Source organism: Streptomyces sp. NPDC038200, assembly GCF_055600785.1.
This window is the reverse complement of sequence record NZ_JBVJYH010000012.1, coordinates 89,868-107,033: the sequence shown is the minus strand read 5'-3', so window position 1 is coordinate 107,033 and position 17,166 is coordinate 89,868. Positions and strand designations below refer to the sequence as shown.

At 74.1% G+C, this 17,166-nt stretch carries 11 protein-coding genes; 6 read left to right on the top strand and 5 right to left on the bottom strand.

Going from position 1 to position 17,166, the window contains the following annotated elements; genetic code table 11:
* The 3 genes from ACZ7KF_RS24220 to ACZ7KF_RS24210 all read right to left on the bottom strand — a co-directional run bounded on the left by ACZ7KF_RS24220 (position 1) and on the right by ACZ7KF_RS24210 (position 4,599).
* Positions 1–1,602 carry a condensation domain-containing protein gene (locus tag ACZ7KF_RS24220; RefSeq protein ID WP_471078659.1) on the bottom strand — a complete coding sequence of 534 codons (1,602 nt, stop codon included), beginning with the start codon at positions 1,600–1,602 and terminating at the stop codon, positions 1–3.
* 2 nt (positions 1,603–1,604) lie between these two features.
* The gene (locus ACZ7KF_RS24215) at positions 1,605–3,011 is read right to left on the bottom strand and encodes a condensation domain-containing protein (protein ID WP_471078656.1); all 1,407 of its coding nucleotides are present in this window, start codon (positions 3,009–3,011) and stop codon (positions 1,605–1,607) included.
* A gap of 160 nt (positions 3,012–3,171) precedes the next feature.
* The gene (locus ACZ7KF_RS24210; RefSeq protein WP_471078653.1) at positions 3,172–4,599 is read right to left on the bottom strand and encodes an aminobutyraldehyde dehydrogenase; all 1,428 of its coding nucleotides are present in this window, start codon (positions 4,597–4,599) and stop codon (positions 3,172–3,174) included.
* An 87-nt stretch (positions 4,600–4,686) separates the two neighbouring features.
* Between ACZ7KF_RS24210 and ACZ7KF_RS24205 the strand changes: the two genes are divergently transcribed.
* Complete coding sequence (locus tag ACZ7KF_RS24205) at positions 4,687–5,688, top strand: TauD/TfdA family dioxygenase (RefSeq protein WP_471078650.1); 1,002 nt, start codon at positions 4,687–4,689, stop codon at positions 5,686–5,688.
* A complete protein-coding gene (locus tag ACZ7KF_RS24200; protein WP_471078648.1) occupies positions 5,685–6,887 on the top strand; it encodes an aminotransferase class V-fold PLP-dependent enzyme in 1,203 nt (400 codons plus the stop codon). Before ACZ7KF_RS24205 ends, ACZ7KF_RS24200 begins: the two co-directional genes overlap by 4 nt.
* Before the next feature lie 67 nt (positions 6,888–6,954).
* On the opposite strand, the gene ACZ7KF_RS24195 is transcribed toward ACZ7KF_RS24200, so the two are convergent.
* Together ACZ7KF_RS24195 and ACZ7KF_RS24190 are read right to left on the bottom strand one after the other, a co-directional pair.
* Entirely contained in the window at positions 6,955–10,062 is a 3,108-nt protein-coding gene (locus ACZ7KF_RS24195; protein WP_471078645.1) for an amino acid adenylation domain-containing protein, read from the bottom strand.
* Complete coding sequence (locus ACZ7KF_RS24190) at positions 10,059–10,409, bottom strand: phosphopantetheine-binding protein (protein WP_471078642.1); 351 nt, start codon at positions 10,407–10,409, stop codon at positions 10,059–10,061. The genes ACZ7KF_RS24195 and ACZ7KF_RS24190 overlap by 4 nt, the downstream gene beginning before the upstream one ends.
* A 168-nt stretch (positions 10,410–10,577) precedes the next feature.
* Between ACZ7KF_RS24190 and ACZ7KF_RS24185 the strand changes: the two genes are divergently transcribed.
* From ACZ7KF_RS24185 to ACZ7KF_RS24170, 4 genes are all read left to right on the top strand, one after another.
* Positions 10,578–11,510 carry a GNAT family N-acetyltransferase gene (locus tag ACZ7KF_RS24185; protein WP_471079018.1) on the top strand — a complete coding sequence of 311 codons (933 nt, stop codon included), beginning with the start codon at positions 10,578–10,580 and terminating at the stop codon, positions 11,508–11,510.
* Positions 11,504–12,688, top strand: coding sequence for a cytochrome P450 (locus ACZ7KF_RS24180; RefSeq protein ID WP_471078639.1), 1,185 nt, complete (start codon positions 11,504–11,506; stop codon positions 12,686–12,688). Before ACZ7KF_RS24185 ends, ACZ7KF_RS24180 begins: the two co-directional genes overlap by 7 nt.
* 7 nt (positions 12,689–12,695) lie before the next feature.
* Positions 12,696–13,757: a TauD/TfdA family dioxygenase gene (locus tag ACZ7KF_RS24175; protein ID WP_471078636.1), complete on the top strand. Its 1,062-nt coding sequence runs from the start codon at positions 12,696–12,698 to the stop codon at positions 13,755–13,757.
* 74 nt (positions 13,758–13,831) lie between these two features.
* Entirely contained in the window at positions 13,832–17,161 is a 3,330-nt protein-coding gene (locus ACZ7KF_RS24170) for a non-ribosomal peptide synthetase (RefSeq protein WP_471078633.1), read from the top strand.
* Positions 17,162–17,166: the final 5 nt, after the last annotated feature.

Sequence of the window (17,166 nt, the reverse complement as noted above, 5' to 3'; positions counted from 1 at the left end):
TCAGCTCCGGGACGTGTCGTCGGCTTCGGCGGCGAGCTGCCGGATGGTGTGCTCGCCCAGTGCCACCTCGATCGGCAGCTCCAGGCCGAGTTCACGGGCCCGGGTGATCACGCGCACGGCACGCAGCGAGTTGCCGCCCAGGGCGTAGAAGCCCTGGTCCATGGAGATGGACTCGTCCTCGAAGATCTCCGCCCACAGGCCGGCGATGAGGGCCTCGGCCTTGCTGGACGGCGTGTGGTCACCGTCCTCCGCGGCGGCCGGAGCCTCCGCGGCGGCCGGGGCGGGAGACGTCGTGCCGAGCGGGCACGGCAGCTCGGACACGAGTGCCGCCGGGTTCTCCGCCGCGGCGGCGAGCAGCGCCTCCCAGCCGCGTGCCGCCCGGCGCACCGTCTCCGGGGTGAAGACGTCGGCCGCGGCGCCGAGGTTTCCGGCCAGGCCGCCGTCCTCCTCCTTCACGTCCAGCACCACGTCGAAGGGCAGCTGGCTCATGGGCAGCGCCAGCGGCTCGCCCGTCAGTCCCTTCATGGTCACGCTGCCGTGCGGCTGCTGAAGGTTGATCCAGGCCTGGGCCAGCGGGCTGCGGTCCACGACGCGCTCCGGGCTCAGGCTCTCCACCAGCTTCTCGAACGGCACGCCGGAGTTCGCGTTGGCCGCCAGGCACCGGCGCCGCACGTCGGACAGCAGGTCCGCGAAGCTCTGGTCGGCGGAGACGGGGATCCGCAGGGGCACGGTGTTGATGAAGAAGCCGACCAGGTCGAGCAGTTCGCCCTGATCACGGCCCAGCGACGGGAAGCCGACGACGACGTCCGGCTGTCCGCTCCAGCGGGTCAGCAGCGCCGCGTACCCGGCCACCGCCACCATGAACGGAGTGGCACCGGAGCCGAGCGCGGTCAGGGTCTTCACGACGCCGGCGGGCACGGCCACCCGGTCCACCTCGGCCGCATGGGTCGGCCGGGCCGGCCGCGGCCGGTCGAGCGGCAGTCGCAGCGGCTGGATCCCGCTCAGCTCGCGCCGCCAGTGGTCGATCTGTTCGTCGAGCGCGCCGGACGCGAAGGTCTCGCGCTGCCAGACCGCGAAATCGGCGTACTGCAGCGGAAGTTCGGGAAGCTCGGGGTTCAGCCCGGCCGCATGGCCGCTGTACAGGTGGGCCAGTTCGGCCAGCAGCACCTCGATGGAGTGGCCGTCCCCGATCGCGTGGTGCATGACGAGCAGCAGCACCTGCTCGCGGGGGCCGGAGCGGATCAGATGGCAGCGGATGAGCGGTGCCGTGGCCAGGTCGAAGGGCTCCGCGTCCAGGCGCCGGATCAACGCGTCCACACCGTCCGGGCCCTCGTCCGGGGTGACGACGCGCAGCGGCGTGTCGATGCTCTCCAGCACGTCCTGGACGACCTGGTCGCCGTCCAGGCGCAGGACCGTGCGCAGCACCTCGTGCCGGGCCACGATGTCCCCCAGGGACCGGCGCAGGGCCTCCTCGTCCAGCTCGCCGGTCAGCCGGAGGCCGCCGGTCAGGTTGTGCAGGGCGGAGCCGGGCCGCAACTGGTCGAGCAGCCAGAGCCGTTCCTGTCCGAAGGAGGCGGGCAGGACGTACGCGGTCTGGGACATGGTCAACGATTCCTCTCGACGGGCAGCGCCGACAGCGGCCGGTCCTCGGGGGCCACTTCCGCCACATGGCGCATCGCCCCGAGAACACGGCGTACGGTCCCGGGGTCGAAGAGTTCGGTGGAGTACTCGGCGCGGCAGGTCATGGTGCCGCCGGCCGTCGTGATGAAACACGCGGAGAGATCGAATTTGGCGGTGTCCGTGAACAGGGGCACGGGCTCGATCTCCAGATCCCCCAGCCGCACCGGCACGGGGGGCTCCTCCCACTGCACCAGGTGGTGCACGAGCGGGGTGCGCCCGCCGGACTCGCGCCCCAGCCGCAGGGCCTCGACCAGCCGCTCGAACGGTACGTCCGCGTGGGCGCGTGCGATACCGACGGCCTCGTTGACCCGGTCCAGCACCTCGCTGAACACGGGGTCGCCCGACAGGTCGACACGGACCGGCACGGTGTTCATGAAGCACCCGACCAGCGGCGCGAGCTCGTCGCGCTCACGGCCGCCGACCATCATGCCCACGACGACGTCGGTCTGGTCGGCGAGACGGGCGAAGGCGGCCATGCTCACGGCCATCACCGCGGCGAACGGGCTGGCCCGGCGCCGCCGTGCCAGATCGAGCAGCGCCGCCGCGGACCGCGCGGGGACGGTCTCGGTGAGAGTGGAGCCGGCGGAGGTCGGCCGGCTCGGCCAGGGCCGGTCGGCCGGCACCCGCAGCGGCTCCGCGCCGTCGAGCCGGCGGCGCCAGTGCGCCAGCGCCGGGTCGGCTCCGGCCGCCCGGGCGGCGGCGGCCCGCTCCTGCTGCCAGGCCGCGTAGTCGGAGTACTGGACGGGCAGTCCCGGCAGCAGCCGGGGGTCGGTGTAGGCGGTGGTGAGTTCCCTGAGCAGGACGTCCAGGGACCAGCCGTCGGACACGATGTGGTGCATCACCACGACCAGCAGGTGCAGGTCCTCGGCGACCTTGAGCAGGGTGGTGCGGAACACCGGTCCCGTCGTCGGGTCGAGCGGGGTGCCGATCAGCCGGCGTGCCGTGTCGAGGGCCTCCCGCGTGCCCGGTCCGGCCTCGATCAGGGGCAGCTCGCTCACCACCGGGCCCACATGGCCCGCCAGTTCGCCCTCCCGGTCCACCCGGTAGGTGGTCCGCAGCACCTGGTGGCGGTCGAGGACGACCTCCAGCGCCCGGCGCAGCGCGCCGACGTCGAGGGGGCCGCGCAGCCACAGCCCGCCACCGATCTGGTAGCGCGGACTGTCCGGCATCAACCGGTGCAGGAACCACAGGCGCTGCTGGACGAACGACAGCGGCACCACGGGACCGGGGGTGCGGGGCAGGATCCGGGCCGAGGCCGCGGCGGTTCCCTGCGCGTCGAGCAGCCGCTCCAGCAGCGCCCGCCGGTCTGCCGAGAGCCAGTTCGATGTCACGCGATGATGATGGTCGGTCGCCGGGATCGGTGCCATCAGGGGTTTCCCGGACTGGCGCGGGCTCTGCCGCGCTGTTGCCATCGTCTCTGGCCCCCTGCGGGGCGGCCGCGCCGGCCCCCGTGCCGAGGGGGCGCGACCGAAGGACGGCTCACACCTGATGCTAGAACGCAGTCATCACATGCTTGATCCGGGTGTAGTCGTCCATGGCGTAGGCCGACAGGTCCTTGCCGTACCCGGAACCCTTGAAGCCGCCGTGGGGCATCTCCGTGGCGAAGCGCAGGTGGGTGTTGATCCACACACAGCCGAAGTCCAGCAGCCCGGACAGCCGCGTCGCCGTCGAGTGGTCCCGCGTCCACAGGCTGCACGCCAGCCCCTGCGCGACCCCGTTGGCCAGCGTGACCGCCTCGTCCAGGGAGGAGAAGCGCTGCACGGTGATCACCGGGCCGAAGATCTCCTCCTGCACGATGTCGTCGTGCTGTGCGACGTCGGTGATCACCGTCGGCGCGTAGAAGTAGCCGCGGTCCCCGACCCGGTGGCCGCCGGCCACGATGCGCGCGGTCCGCGGAAGCCCCTCCACCAGGCCGGTCAGCCGGCGCAACTGGTCGGCGTTGTTGAGCGGACCGTAGTCGGCCGTGGGGTCGCTCGGCGGTGCGGTGACCGTCCGCTTGGCCCGCTCCGCGAGCGCGTCCACCAGGTCCTGGTAGACGGCGGGGCCGGCGATGACCCGGCTGGCCGCCACGCAGTCCTGCCCGGCGTTGAAGTAGGCGGCCTCCGCGATGGTGTCGGCGGCGGCGGCCACGTCGGCGTCGTCGCAGACCACGACCGCCGCGTTACCGCCCAGTTCGAGGTGCAGCCGCTTGACGCCGTCCGCGGCGGCCGCCGCGACCTCCCGGCCGGCCCGGGTGCTGCCGGTGAGCGACACCAGCGCCGGTTCGGGGGCCGCCACCAGCGAACGACCGGTGTCCCGGCCGCCGCACACCACGTTGAGCACACCGGGCGGCAGGAAGTCCGCGGCGATCTCGGCCAGCCGGACCGTCGTCACCGGGGTCGTCTCGGCGGGCTTGAGCACCACGGTGTTGCCGGCGGCCAGCGCGGGCGCGATCTTCCAGGCGGCCATCATCAACGGGTAGTTCCAGGGGGCGATCTGCGCGCAGACGCCCACGGGTTCGCGGCGGGTCGACGAGGTGTGGCCCGCGAGGTACTCGCCCGAGGCGCGGCCCTCGGGCAGCCGGGCGGCACCGGCGTAGAAGCGCAGGGTGTCGATCGCGGGCAGCACCTCCTCGTCCATGGTCGGCGCCGGCGGCTTGCCGGTGTTCGCCGACTCCAGCGCGACGAGGGTGTCCGCCTCGGCTTCCAGGGCGTCGGCCAGCCGCAGCAGGGCCCGGGACCGGTCGCCCGGCGGGGTCGACCGCCAGTCGGGGAACGCGGTGGCCGCGGCGGCCGTGGCCGCGCGCACGTCGGCCTCCGCGCTGACCACCGCCTCCCCGAACCGCTCACCGGAGACGGGGTCGATCAGCGGCGCCCTCCCGCCGGCCGTGCCGGTCACGCTCCGGCCGTTCACGAAGTTGCCAATCACCAGTTCAGACATGGGAGTTCAAGCTCCTATTCGCCGCGGCGGACCGAACTCGTCCGGTGGCCGCCGGTCATCCTAAGCATGATCTTCGAAAGGTGTTCGATGACTGTTCTTGCCGACACAGCCGTTGCCGACCCCGAGATCGCCCGCCTGCTGGGAGACAGCGCGATGGCACTGGCGCGCGACGGAGCGACCGCGGACGAACTGTCGCCGCTGGTCGTACCGCCCGATCTCGATCAGGCCCTGCGCACCGTGCTGCGGGCACCGGATCCGGTCACCGGCCGGCTCGTGGTCCGGGGACTGCTCGCGTTCCTGCCGGATCCCGGCCCCACGCCCGCTCACTGGAGCGACGCCCGGACGGATTCCACCCGGGCCCTGGACCTCGCGGTCCGTATCGTCGCCTCCACCCTCGGAAAGGTGTTCGGCTGGACCGGCCAGCAGGAAGGCCGGCTGGTGCACAACATACTGCCCACCCGCGAGGCGGAACACCAGCAGGTCGGGGCGAGCAGTGCCGTTCCGCTGTACTGGCACAGCGAGGACGCCTTCCACCCGGAGCGGGCCGGGGTGCTGATGCTGGCCTGCGTCCGCAACCCGACCGGCGTGGGCAGCAGGGTCGCCAGCGTCCGCGAGGCCGGGCTCACCGAGCGGCAGCTCCGGGTGCTGGAGCGGCCGGACGCGGCGATCCTCCCGGACGCCTCGTACCCGGAGTCCTCCAGGAGCGAGCCGGACCCGGCCGGGCTGCGCGGCATCCCCACCGTCTGGCGGAGCGACGACGGCCCGTGCATCCGCTACGACCCCTCGTACACCCGCTTCCTCACCGACGACCCCGAGTTCTCCCGGGCCTACGAGGAGTTGGGGCGGGCGCTGGACCGGTGCGGCACCACCGTGCCCAACGAGCCCGGCGACCTGACACTCATCGACAACGACGTGGCCGTGCACGGGCGAGTGCCGTTCCGGCCGCGCTACGACGGCACCGACCGCTGGCTCAAGCGGGTGCTGATACGGCCGAACCGGCAGCGCCCGGCCGTGGAATCGACCGAGGACGGCTTCGGCCAGCAGACCGTCTCACCGTCCGTGAACTCAACCCTGGAGACCCGGCCATGAACCCTCTGTCCCTGCTGTCCCGGCCGCTGAACGAACTGCTCGCGCTGCCGCTGCCCGAGCAGTTCCCCGGTCTGCGCGCGGGCTCCGCGCGGTTCGACGGCCCGGGCGGCACGCTGACGCACCTGGCCGTCCGGGACGCGATCACCGCCTACCTGGGCAGCGAGCACGTCGCCAACGACCACGGTGCCTTCCCGGCCAGCCAGTACTCGACACGGGTCGCCGAATGGGCGGCCGACCGCTTCCGCGCCCTGATCGCCGCGGAGGACGGCGAGGTCGTCTTCGGCGCCAACATGACCACCCTGACGTCGACGTTCCTGCACGGTCTCGCCGAGCACCTCGGCCCCGGCGACGAACTGGTGGTGACCGAGCTGGACCACGAGGCCAACGTCGCCCCCTGGCGTGCCCTCGCCGCCGCCCGGGGGGCCTCGGTCCGGGTGGCCCGGATGACCGAGGGCGGCGCCCTGCCCGTGGAGTCCGTGCGCGAGCAGCTCGGCGACCGGACCCGATGGGTCGCGGTGACCGCCGCGTCCAACGCCCTGGGCACGGTCCCGGACCTGCCGGGGATCTGCGCCGCCGCGCACGCCGTGGGCGCACGCGTGTACGCCGACGGCGTGCAGATCGTCGCCCACCGGCCGGTGGAGGTGTCCGCCTGGGGCTGCGACGCCTTCGTGACCTCCCCGTACAAGTGGTACGGCGCGCACTGCGGCGCACTGTGGCTGAGCGACTCCGTCGCGGCCGAGGTGCGCCTACCCGGACAGACGCCCTCCGCGGGCGACCGGCCCGGTGAGCGGCTGGCCCTGGGCACGACCAACTTCGAGGCGGTCCTGGGCGCCGGCGTCGCCGCCGAGGTCCTGATGGGGTGGGACCGCAAGCAGCTGGCCGACACCGAACTCGAACTGACCGCGGGGCTGGTCACGGGACTGACCGCCGACCCGCGGGTGACCCTGCTCGGACCGGCCGCCGGAGCCGAGCGGGCCGGCGTCGTCACCTTCCAGGTGGCGGGGCGGTCCGCCGAGAGCGTCGCGGAGGACCTGGCTCGGTCGGGCGTCTCGGTGTGGCACGGCACCTTCTACGCGTCGTCGGCGATGCGCGCCGTGTCCCCCGGCGCCCCCGACGCCGTACGCGCCGGGATCTCCGCCTACACGACCGCCGAGGACGTCGCCCGGCTGGTCGACGCGGTGCACTCCCTGGCCGACTGACCCGGACGGACCACGAAGGCCGCCGCCGCACCGAAGGGTGCCGGCGGCGGCCTCGTCGTACGAGCACTCAGGCCAGCCGGACCAGCAGCTCCCGCATCCGTCGCGCGGCACGCCCGACCGTGTCCCGGCCCAGGGCCTGCGGCCGGTAGGTGAAGGTCAGCCGCAGCCGCCGGCCGGCCGTGGCCACCAGCGACAGCGGGTAGTGCGTGCGGTCGGTGGCCTCGACGTCCGTCACCAGAGTGCTGCCGACGGCCGCGTCCCGCAGCCGCACCGACCGGTTCTCGAAGACCACCAGGGTGTCGAACAGGGCCGATCCGCCCAGCCGTTGCTGGATCGCGCCGAGCCCGATGTGCTGATGGGGCGCCAGCCGCGTCTGCTCGTCCCGGATGCGCACCAGCGTGTCGACCGGGCCGGCGTCCGGATCCGTGCGCACCCGGACGGGCACGGTGTTGACGAACATCCCCACCAGGTCCTCCGCGCCCGGCAGTTCGGCCGGCCGGCCCGACTCCACGGCACCGAAGACGACGTCCCGGCGGCCGGTCAGCTCCCCGAGCACCTCGCCCCAGGCGCCGAGCACCGCCGTGTAGAGCGTCAGCCGGTGACGGCGCACCACCGTCTCCAGCCGGGCCGTGTCCTCCGCGTCCAGTTCGACCGTGACCTGGTCCTCCGGTCCGGACACCGCGGGCGCGGCGGCGAGGAGCGTGGGCCGTACCGGCCGGCCCGTGCCGTCCTCCAGGGCACGCCGGAACGCCTCCGCCGCCCCTTCGCGGTCGGCCGCCGCCAGACGGCGCAGCAGCGCCGTGTGCGTCGTCCCGGCCGGCCGCTCGACCGCGTCCTCGGCATCGAGGCGGGCCAGCAGCTCGCGCACCACGAGCCCGCTGGACCAGCCGTCCAGGACCAGATGGTGGAAGGTGAGCAGCAGCCGGTGTTCCGCCGGGCCGAGCCGGATCAGGTGCCAGCGCACCAGCGGCGGCCGGGCGAGGTCGAAACGGCTGTGCAGCTCGGCGCGGGCCGCCTCGGCCCACTCCCCGGCGGGACGGCCGCTCAGGTCGCTCTCCCGCCAGGACGGCGCGGCCGAGGCGGACACGAGCTGCAGCGGGCCGCGCAGACCGTCCACGAGGAACGCCGAGCGCAGGGCGGCGTGCCGCAGGGTCACCTCCGCCACGGCGGCGCGCAGCGCCCCGCTGTCCAGCGGGCCCCGCAGGGTCAGCGTCAGCTGCTGGGCGTACACGTCCTCGGCGGGACGGTCCGGGCCGGCGGCGTGCTGTGCGGCGTGGAAGAGGAGCCCCTGCTGGGCGGGGGTGACCGGCCAGATCTCCTCGACGTCCGGTACGGCCTCCTGCACCCGGGCGAGTTCCGCCTCGGTGAGATGCACCAGGGGGCCGCCGGCCGCCGCCCGGCGCTCCCGCCCGGGATCCGCCCGGTCCGCCGCCTCGGCGAGCAGCCGGGGAGTGGGGCCGGCGAAGACGTCGGCGACCGTGACCTGGAGTCCGGCGGAACGGGCCAGGGTCACCAGCCGCGCGGCATGGATGCTGTCGGCGCCCAGCGCGAACAGGTCGTCCTCCGGGCCGGCCGCGGCGACGCCGAGCACCTCGGCGAACGCGGCGCACAGCACGCCCTCCGTGCGGGAGCGGACGTCCTGGCGGGCGGTCGCGTCGAACCGGGGCGCGGGCAGCGCCCTGCGGTCGGTCTTCCCGCTGGGGGTGAGGGGCAGCCGGGGCAGGACGACCACCACCGCCGGCACGGCCTGTGACGGCAGCCGGTCGGCGAGTTCACCGCGCAGCAGCGCCGGCTGGAGCCGTTCCCCGGAGGCCGCCACCACATAACCGATCAGCCGGGGGTGCCCCGTGCCGTCCTCCTTGAGGGCCGCCGCCGCGTGCGCGACCCCCGCGCAGCGGGCCAGCGCGGCCTCGACCTCACCGAGTTCCACGCGATGGCCGCGCACCTTCACCTGGCTGTCGGCCCGCCCCAGGCACACGAGGGTGCCGTCGGGCTCGCGCCGGGCCAGGTCCCCGGTGCGGTACATGCGGGTGCCCGGCGGACCGTAGGGGTCGGGCAGGAAGCGGGTGGCGGTGAGCGCCGGACGGTTGAGGTAACCGCGGGCCACACCCGCACCGGCGACGTACAGTTCGCCGGTCCGTCCGTCGGGAACGGGCCGCAGCCGCTCGTCGAGGACATGGGTGCGGACCCCGGTCAGGGGCCGGCCGATCGGCGCGACGGGCGGCAGGTCCGTGTGCGGGGCCCGCAGCACATGGGCCGCGGCGTCCTGGACCTCCGTGGACCCGTACTGGTTGCGCAGCCGCAGCCGTGGATGGGCGCGCAGGAACCCGGTCACACCGGGGCCCAGCCGCAGTGGCTCACCGGACTGCAGGACGTCCCTGAGGTCCGTCAGCGGGGCACCCGACTCGGCGACGGCCGCCGCGACGAGTTCGATGGCGACCGTGGGGGCGAACCACTGCTGGATGCGGTGCCGGCGCAGCCACTCGACCAGCCGCGGCGGATCGCGGCGCACCTCCTCGGACGGGACGACCAGCGTCTTGCCGAGGACCAGCGTGGCCAGGATCTCGTGCAGCGACACATCGAAGCCCAGGGCCGAGAACTGCGCGGTGCGGATGCCGGGCGCGCACGGGACGTGGGCCGCGTGCCAGTCGAGCAGATTGAGCAGGACCCCGCCGGGCACCTGGACGCCCTTGGGCGTGCCGGTGGAACCGGACGTGTAGACGACGTACGCGGGATGCCCGTCGAGCAGCGGGCCGAGCCGGTCCTCGTCCGTGGGATCACCGGCCGCGCCGCCCGGACCGCCGTCGGCGAGCACCACGGCGCGGCCCGGCGCCGCGGGCAGCGACCCGGCCGGCGCCGCGCTGGTCACCAGCACCGCGGGGGCGGCGTCGTCGAGGACGAAGGCGGTGCGTTCGCGGGGGTAGGACGGGTCGAGCGGCAGATAGGCCGCGCCGGTCTTGACCGTGGCGAGCAGGGCGACGACCAGCTCCGCCGACCGGGGCAGCGCCACGGCCACGATCCGTTCCGGACCCGCCCCGGCGTCGATCAACGCCCGTGCCAACCGGTTGGCACGGGCGTTGAGTTCCGCGTAGTCGCAGGAACCGGTGTCGGTGATCAGCGCGGTGTCGTGCGGCCGGCGGCGGACCTGTTCCTCGAAACGCCCGGGGAGGTTCACCGCCCGTCGGCTCCCGGCCGTGGGCGGCGCACCAGCTTCGGCCCCTCCGGCTCCTGCCGCGGCCCGGAGACCAGCAGGGCCTGGGCCTCGACGGTGGTCGCCTCGAACAGCTTCGCCAGGTCGACCGGGCTGCCCGTCGCCGCTTCCAGCCGGGCGGCCAGGCGCAGCAGCAGCAGCGACGTCCCGGACAGACCGAAGAAGTCGTCGTGCGCGCCGACCTGTTCGACGTCCAGCAGAGCCGACCACACCTCGGCGACCTGCCGCTCGGCAGGGGTGCGGGGAGCCACGTACGGCGGCCGGTCCGCCCCGTCGGGGTGTTCGGCGTTGTGCTGTGCCTCTGTGGCCATCGGGGCTCCTCAACTCTTCATCTCGCGCGACCGACAGAGGCCCATGGTGGTCGTCTCCGGCCCGCACCGCAGGTCGGGCATTTACCTGACTCCACCATGCTCCGGCCGGATGCCAAGGTGGAGGCCCGACCCCAGCCGTGCGACGGAGTGGAGCACCCCTTGTCCGAAGTGATCGTGCGGCCGCTGGAAGCCGGCGAGAGCGGACTGTTCGAGTCCTTCGCGCATCCGGCGCCACCCGGCACGGGCCCGGACCAGGACTCGTACCGCGAGCGGGCGGAGCAGGGGCAGTACCGTCCCGAGTGGACGTGGGTCGTCCAGGAGGACGGGGTGACCGTCGCACGCGCCGCGTTCTGGGGACTGCCCGAGGACCGCCACCCCGTCCAGCTGACCTTCTTCGACCCCGGCGACGGGCCCGGCCGGCTCGACCGCGGGCGGCGCCTGCTGGAGGCCGCCTACGCCGGGACCCGCACCGAGGAGGGGGAGCGGCCCCGCTACCAGCTGAAGGTGCCGCCGGGCTGGCGGGACTCCGAGGAGGCGAGGCGGGCCGTCGAGGAGCGCACCGACTGCGTGACCTCCCTGGGCATGGGCCTGTTCGTGGAGCGGCTGTCCTTCAGCTGGACCCCCGCCGACGGACTGCCGCCCCGCGAGGGCGCGTTGACCTTCGGACCCGCCGAGGACGACGACGCGGTCCGTGACGTGCTCGCCAGGATCAGCGACGGCACGCTCGACGCGGGCACCCGCGCCGCCGTCGAGCGGCTGGGCCGCGCACCGGCGGCGGCCGAGGAACTCGACCTGATGCGGGACCGGTACCCGGGCACCCGCGACGCGTGGCGGCTGGCCTACCTGGCCGGCGAACCCGCCGGGATCATCGTGCCCGCGACGAACTTCCAGGGCGCGCAGATCGCCTACATCGGGGTCGTACCCGAACACCGCGGCCGGGGCCATGTCGACCAGCTGCTCGCCGAGGGCACCCACCTCCTCGCCGCCACCGGCGTGGACGAGGTCTGGGCGACCACCGACCACGGCAACACCCCCATGGCGGCGGCCTTCGCACGGGCCGGCTACCGCAACGACGACGCGATGCTGATCTACACATGGTGACCGCCCTGCCCGACCTGGGCGACGAGAGCTTCTACGCGGCGAACGACCCCACCCCCCTGTGGCGCGAACTCGTCGCACAGGACGCGGTCGTGTGGAGCGCACCCAGCGCGACCCACAACGGCTTCTGGTCCGTCTTCTCCCATCGGCTGTGCAGCACCGTGCTGTCCGAGAAGTCGCCCTTCACGTCGGAATACGGCATGTTCATCGGCTTCGACACCGAGCGCCCCGACACCGGCGGCGGTCGCATGATCGTGGTGAGCGAAGGCGAACAGCACGCGCTGCTGCGCCGGGTGATGGGCACGTTCATCACCCGGCTCGTCTCCGGGCCCCTCGCGCGGTACGTGCACACCAACGTGGACGACATGCTGGCCGCCCTGGTCGCGGAACCGGGCCGGGACGTGGCCGGCGAGCTGGCCTGCTGGCTGCCCAACGCGGTGGTCTGCGAGCTGCTGGGCGTCCCCGCAGAGGACCGCGAACAGCTGCGCAGGCTCACCTACTTCGCCGTCGGCGCGCCGGAGGAAGGGGCGCCGATGACGGCCAGCGGCGCCCACACCCGGATCATGCTGTACTTCGCCGAACTGGCCGACCGCCGCCGGCGTCACCCGCAGGACGACATGCTCAGCCACCTCATCCACGAATGCGGGATGAGCGAGGAGGACGTCCTGCTCAACTGCGACAACCTGTTCAACGCGAGCAACGCCACCACACCGATCTCGCTCGCCGCCGTGTTCCATGTGCTGGCCACCGTGCCCGGCCTCCTGGAGCGGCTGCGCGGCGACGCCGGAGCGGTCCGGGACGCCACCGAGGAACTGCTGCGCTGGAGCACCCCGGGGCCGCATCTGCTGCGCATCGCCACGCAGGACATGACGCTCGGCGGACAGCACATCGCCAAGGGCAGCCCGGTCGTCGCCTGGGTGAGCGCCGGCAACCGCGACCCCCGGGTCTTCGACCAGCCCGACGCGTTCCGGCTCGGGCGGCGGCCCAACCGGCACCTGTCCTTCGGGCACGGACTGCACTACTGCATCGGCGCCGTCCTCGCCCGCCTGGAGATCCGGCTGCTGCTCGGCGCACTCGGCGAGCGCGCCCGGTCCCTGACCCTGACGGAGCCCCCGGTCCGCCGGTTCACCACCAAGCTCAGCGGCTACCGCCGGCTGACCGTCGACATCGACTGGAGGTAGACGCAAGGTGTCCGACACCACCCTGATCGGCCCGCAGACCGCCCGGCGCCTGGGCGTGCACAGCGTGCCCGGCCCCGTGCCGATGCTCACCCCCGTCCACCGGGACGTCGACGTGCTCGCCTGGGCCGCCGAGCACCGGGACACGGTCGACGGACTGCTGAAGGCCGGCGGAGCGCTCGTCCTGCGCGGCTTCCCCGTGACCGGGCAGGAGACCTTCGAACAGCTCGCGCTGGCCCTGAGCGCGTCCGGCTCGGTCGCCTACCGCGAGAACGCCACCCCGCGCTCGCACGTGGCGGGCAACACCTACACCTCGACCGACTACCCGGCCGACCGCACCATCTACGCGCACAACGAGAACTCCCACACCCTGAGCTGGCCGGGCAAGCTGTTCTTCTACTGCGCCACCCCGGCCGCCACCGGCGGGGAGACACCGGTCACCGACTGCCGCGCGGTCCTGCGCCGCATCCCGGCCCCCGTCCGGGACCGGTTCCTGGAGGAGGGGTGGCTCTACCGCCGCTCCTTCAGCCCCCGGCTGGGCATCGGCTGGCGCCAGGCCTTCGGCGTGGAGACCCCCGAGGAGGCCCACGCCTACGCCGCGGACAGCTGGATGGACGCCGAGTTCGACGGCGACCGGCTCGTCGTCCGCTACCGCCGCTGGGCCGCCGTCGACCACCCCGGCACCGGCGAGCGGGTGTGGTTCAACCACGGCACCTTCTTCAACCAGGCCACCCTGGAACCGGAACTCAGGCGGTTCGCCACGGCACTGGGCGCGGGACGCCTGCCGTACAACACCTTCCACGGCAACGGCGACCCGGTCTCCGAAGAGGTCGTCGACATCCTGCGCAAGGCGTACGAGGCGGAGACCACCAGCTTCCCCTGGGAACGCGGCGACATCCTGATGATCGACAACATGCTGGTCGCGCACGGCCGCCGCCCCTTCACGGGCGAGCGGCGGGTGCTGGTGACCATGACCGAGCAGATGGCCGCCGCGGCGACCGACCTGCCCGGCGCGGTGGCCGTACGCACCAGCCCCCAGGCCGGTCCCCCCGTGGACCTGCCGGCCGTCTGAGCGGACGGCCCGCCGGCGACACCCGTCCCGGCAGACCCAGCACGGACGTCACGCAGTGGAAAGGCGGCCCCTCCATGCCGGAGGAAACAGGAGGAGTGGACAAGGCGCTCGGCGCCCTGTCCCCGGCGAAGCGCGCGCTTCTGACGCTGGAGCTGGCACGCCGCCGTGCCGGGACCCGGACCCCGGGTCTGCCGGTGCTGCCCCGGCCCGACGGCCCCGCGCCCTTCCCGGCCTCGCCGGGACAGGAGCGGCTGTGGTTCCTGCACCGGCTGGACGAGGACTCGGCCGCGTATCTGATGCCGATCGCGGTCCGGCTGACCGGCCCGCTGGACGAGACGGCGCTGATCCGGGCGCTGACCCGGATCGTGGACCGGCACGAAGCGCTCCGCACCGGCTTCGACACCGGCGGCCCGGACCAGGCGGTGCGCCAGGTCGTCCACCCGCCCGGGTCGGTGCGCCCGGAGGTCCGTACCGCCGAGACCACCCAGGACGAACTGACCGCCGCGATCGGCGCGCTGGCGCCCCGCGGCATCGACCTGGCCCGGCCGCCGCTGCTGACCGCGACCCTCCTGCGGGTCACCGACGCGGCGGAACCCGAGCGGGTGCTGGTGCTGTGGGCCCATCACATCGTCCTGGACGGCTGGTCGCTCGGGATCCTGGTCCGCGACCTGACCACCGCCTACGCCGCGCTCGCGGCCGGTGACGAGACACCACCGCCGGCGCCGTCCGGGCCCCAGTACGCGGACTTCGCCGCCTGGCAGCACGACTGGCTGCGCGGTGAGGAGGCCCTGCGGCACGAGGAGTACTGGCGCACCCGGCTGGCCGGCGTGACCCCGCTGCCCCTGGCGGCCGGCCCCGCACCGGAGCGCACCACCGCGGGCGACGCCGTCCCGGTCCCGCTGGACGCCGGCCTGGCCGCGCGGCTGCGGGCCGTCGCCGAGGCCGAGCAGGCGACACCGTTCACGGCCCTCGTGGCCGGCCTGTCCGTGCTGCTCGCCCAGTGGACCGGCCGTGACGACCTGGTGATCGCGACCGCCGTCGCCGGGCGCCCCCGCACCGAACTGGAGGGGGTCGTCGGGTTCTTCGTCAACACCCTGCCGCTGCGGATCACGGTCCGCGAGGACCTCGGCTTCCGGGCGCTGCTGCGCCACGTCGCCGAGGTCTGCGTCACCGGGTTCGCCCATCAGGACCTGCCCTTCGACCGGATCGTCCGGGCCCAGGGCGGAGCCGACGCGGGCGCCGCCCTGGCCCAGGTCATGCTCTCCCTGCGCAACGTCGACCTGCCCCCGCTGACCCTCGGCGAGGTGCGGGCGGAGATCGTGGAGGTGCCCAGCGGAGGCGCCCAGGCCGAGATGGGACTGGAGTTCGCGCCGACGGCCGACGGCGGGCTGTCCGGCTGGCTGGAGTTCTCCACCGACGTACTCGGCCACGAGCAGGCCCGGCAGCTGGCGTCCGGGCTGCGCACCCTGCTCGACGCGGCGGCCCAGGACCCCGACCGGCCGGTGGGAACCCTCCCCGTGCTCGACCCGGCCCACCGGCACCGGCTGGTGGAACGGTTCAGCGGAGCCGGGACGCCCGCCACCCCGCGCAGCCTGCCCCGCTGGTTCGAGTCGGTCGTGGACGCCTCGCCCGACGCCGTCGCGGTGGACGACCGCGACCGCGTCCTCACCTACCGCGAACTCGACGCCTGGGCCAACCGGCTCGCCCACCACCTGCTGAGCCTCGGCATCGCGCCCGAGGACCGGGTCGGCGTCCGCATGGACCGCGGCCCCGGTCTCGTGGCCGCGCTGCTCGCCGTCCTCAAGTCCGGCGCCACCTACCTGCCGCTGGATCCCGCGCTGCCCCCCGCCCGCCTGGAGCGGATGGCCGAGGCCGCCGGAGCGTCGGTGGTGCTCGCCGACGCCGAACCCGCCGGACTCGACCGCTTCCCGCCGGACCGGCTGCCGGCCGCGCCCGACCCCGACCAGGCCGCGTACGTGCTGTTCACCTCGGGCTCCACCGGTGCCCCCAAGGGCGTCGTGTGCACCCACGGCGGCCTCGCCAACCGGCTTACGGACATGATCGAACGACACGGGTTCGGACCCGACGAACGCGTCCTGCAGAAGACCCCGCCGGGCTTCGACCCCTCGCTGACCGAGACACTGACCCCGCTGCTCACCGGTGCACGGCTGGTCGTGGCCGCCCCGGGCCGGCACGCGGAGCCGCGCTACCTCCTCAACCTTATCGAGGAGGCCGGGATCACCAGCTGCGACTTCGTGCCCTCGGTGCTGCGCGTCGTACTCGCCGAGAGCGCGGTCCCGGCCCGCACGAAGAGCCTGCGCCGGGTGTTCTGCGGCGGCGAGGAACTCTCCGCCGACCTGGCCCGGTCCTTCGCCCGTGCCGTCCCCTCCGCCGAACTCGTGAACCTCTACGGCCCCACCGAGGCGAGCGTCGACGCCAGCGTCCACACCGTACGGCCCGGCCACCACGGCCGGATCCCCATCGGCCGGCCGCTGACGGGCGTGGAACTGTACGTACTGGACGCGCGCATGCGGCCCCGGCCGACCGGTCTCCCCGGGGAACTCTTCATCGGCGGAACCCAGGTGGCCCGCGGCTACCTCGCGGAGCCCGGCAGGACCGCCGCACGCTTCGTCCCCCATCCGTTCCGGGCCGGCCGGCGCCTGTACGCCACCGGCGATCTGGCCCGCTGGTCGCCCGACGGCGAACTGGAGTTCCTCGGCCGCCTCGACGACCAGCTCAAGATCCGGGGCAGCCGGATCGAACCGGGCGAGATCGAATCGGCGCTGCGGGACCACCCCGCCGTCGCCGACGCCGCGGTGGTGGCCGCGCGCCCCGACGGCCCGGACGCCGCCGACCGGGACGCCCTGCTGATCGGCTACCTCACCCGGACGCCCGGCCACGACGAGCCCGCCGCCCGGGACCTCAAGGACTTCCTGCGCCGCCGGCTCTCGGACGTGATGGTGCCGGCCGCGTTCGTCTGGCTCGACGCGTTCGCCCTGACCAGCGCGGGCAAACTGGACCGGCAGCGACTGCCCGCCTGGGAAGGCCCCGCGCGCGACGAGCGTCCCACCACCCCGCCCGCCGACTCCGTGGAGGAGGTGCTCACGGAGGTGTGGGCCGACGTCCTCGGCACACCCCGCGTCGGCGTGGACGAGGAGTTCCACGAACTCGGCGGCCACTCGCTGCTCGCCACCCGGGCCGTGGCCCAGATCAACGGGCTGCTCCGGCTCGACCTGCCGCTGCGGGACTTCGTCCGCTCCGCCACCGTCCGCGAACTCGCCCGCCGGGTCAGGGAGGTGGCAGCCCGCGGCGGTGTCGACGCCGACCGCGTCTGCGACACCGTCCTCGCCGTGCGCGACATGCCCGACGAAGAGGTCGCCCGTCTACTGCGCCACGAGGAGTAACCCAC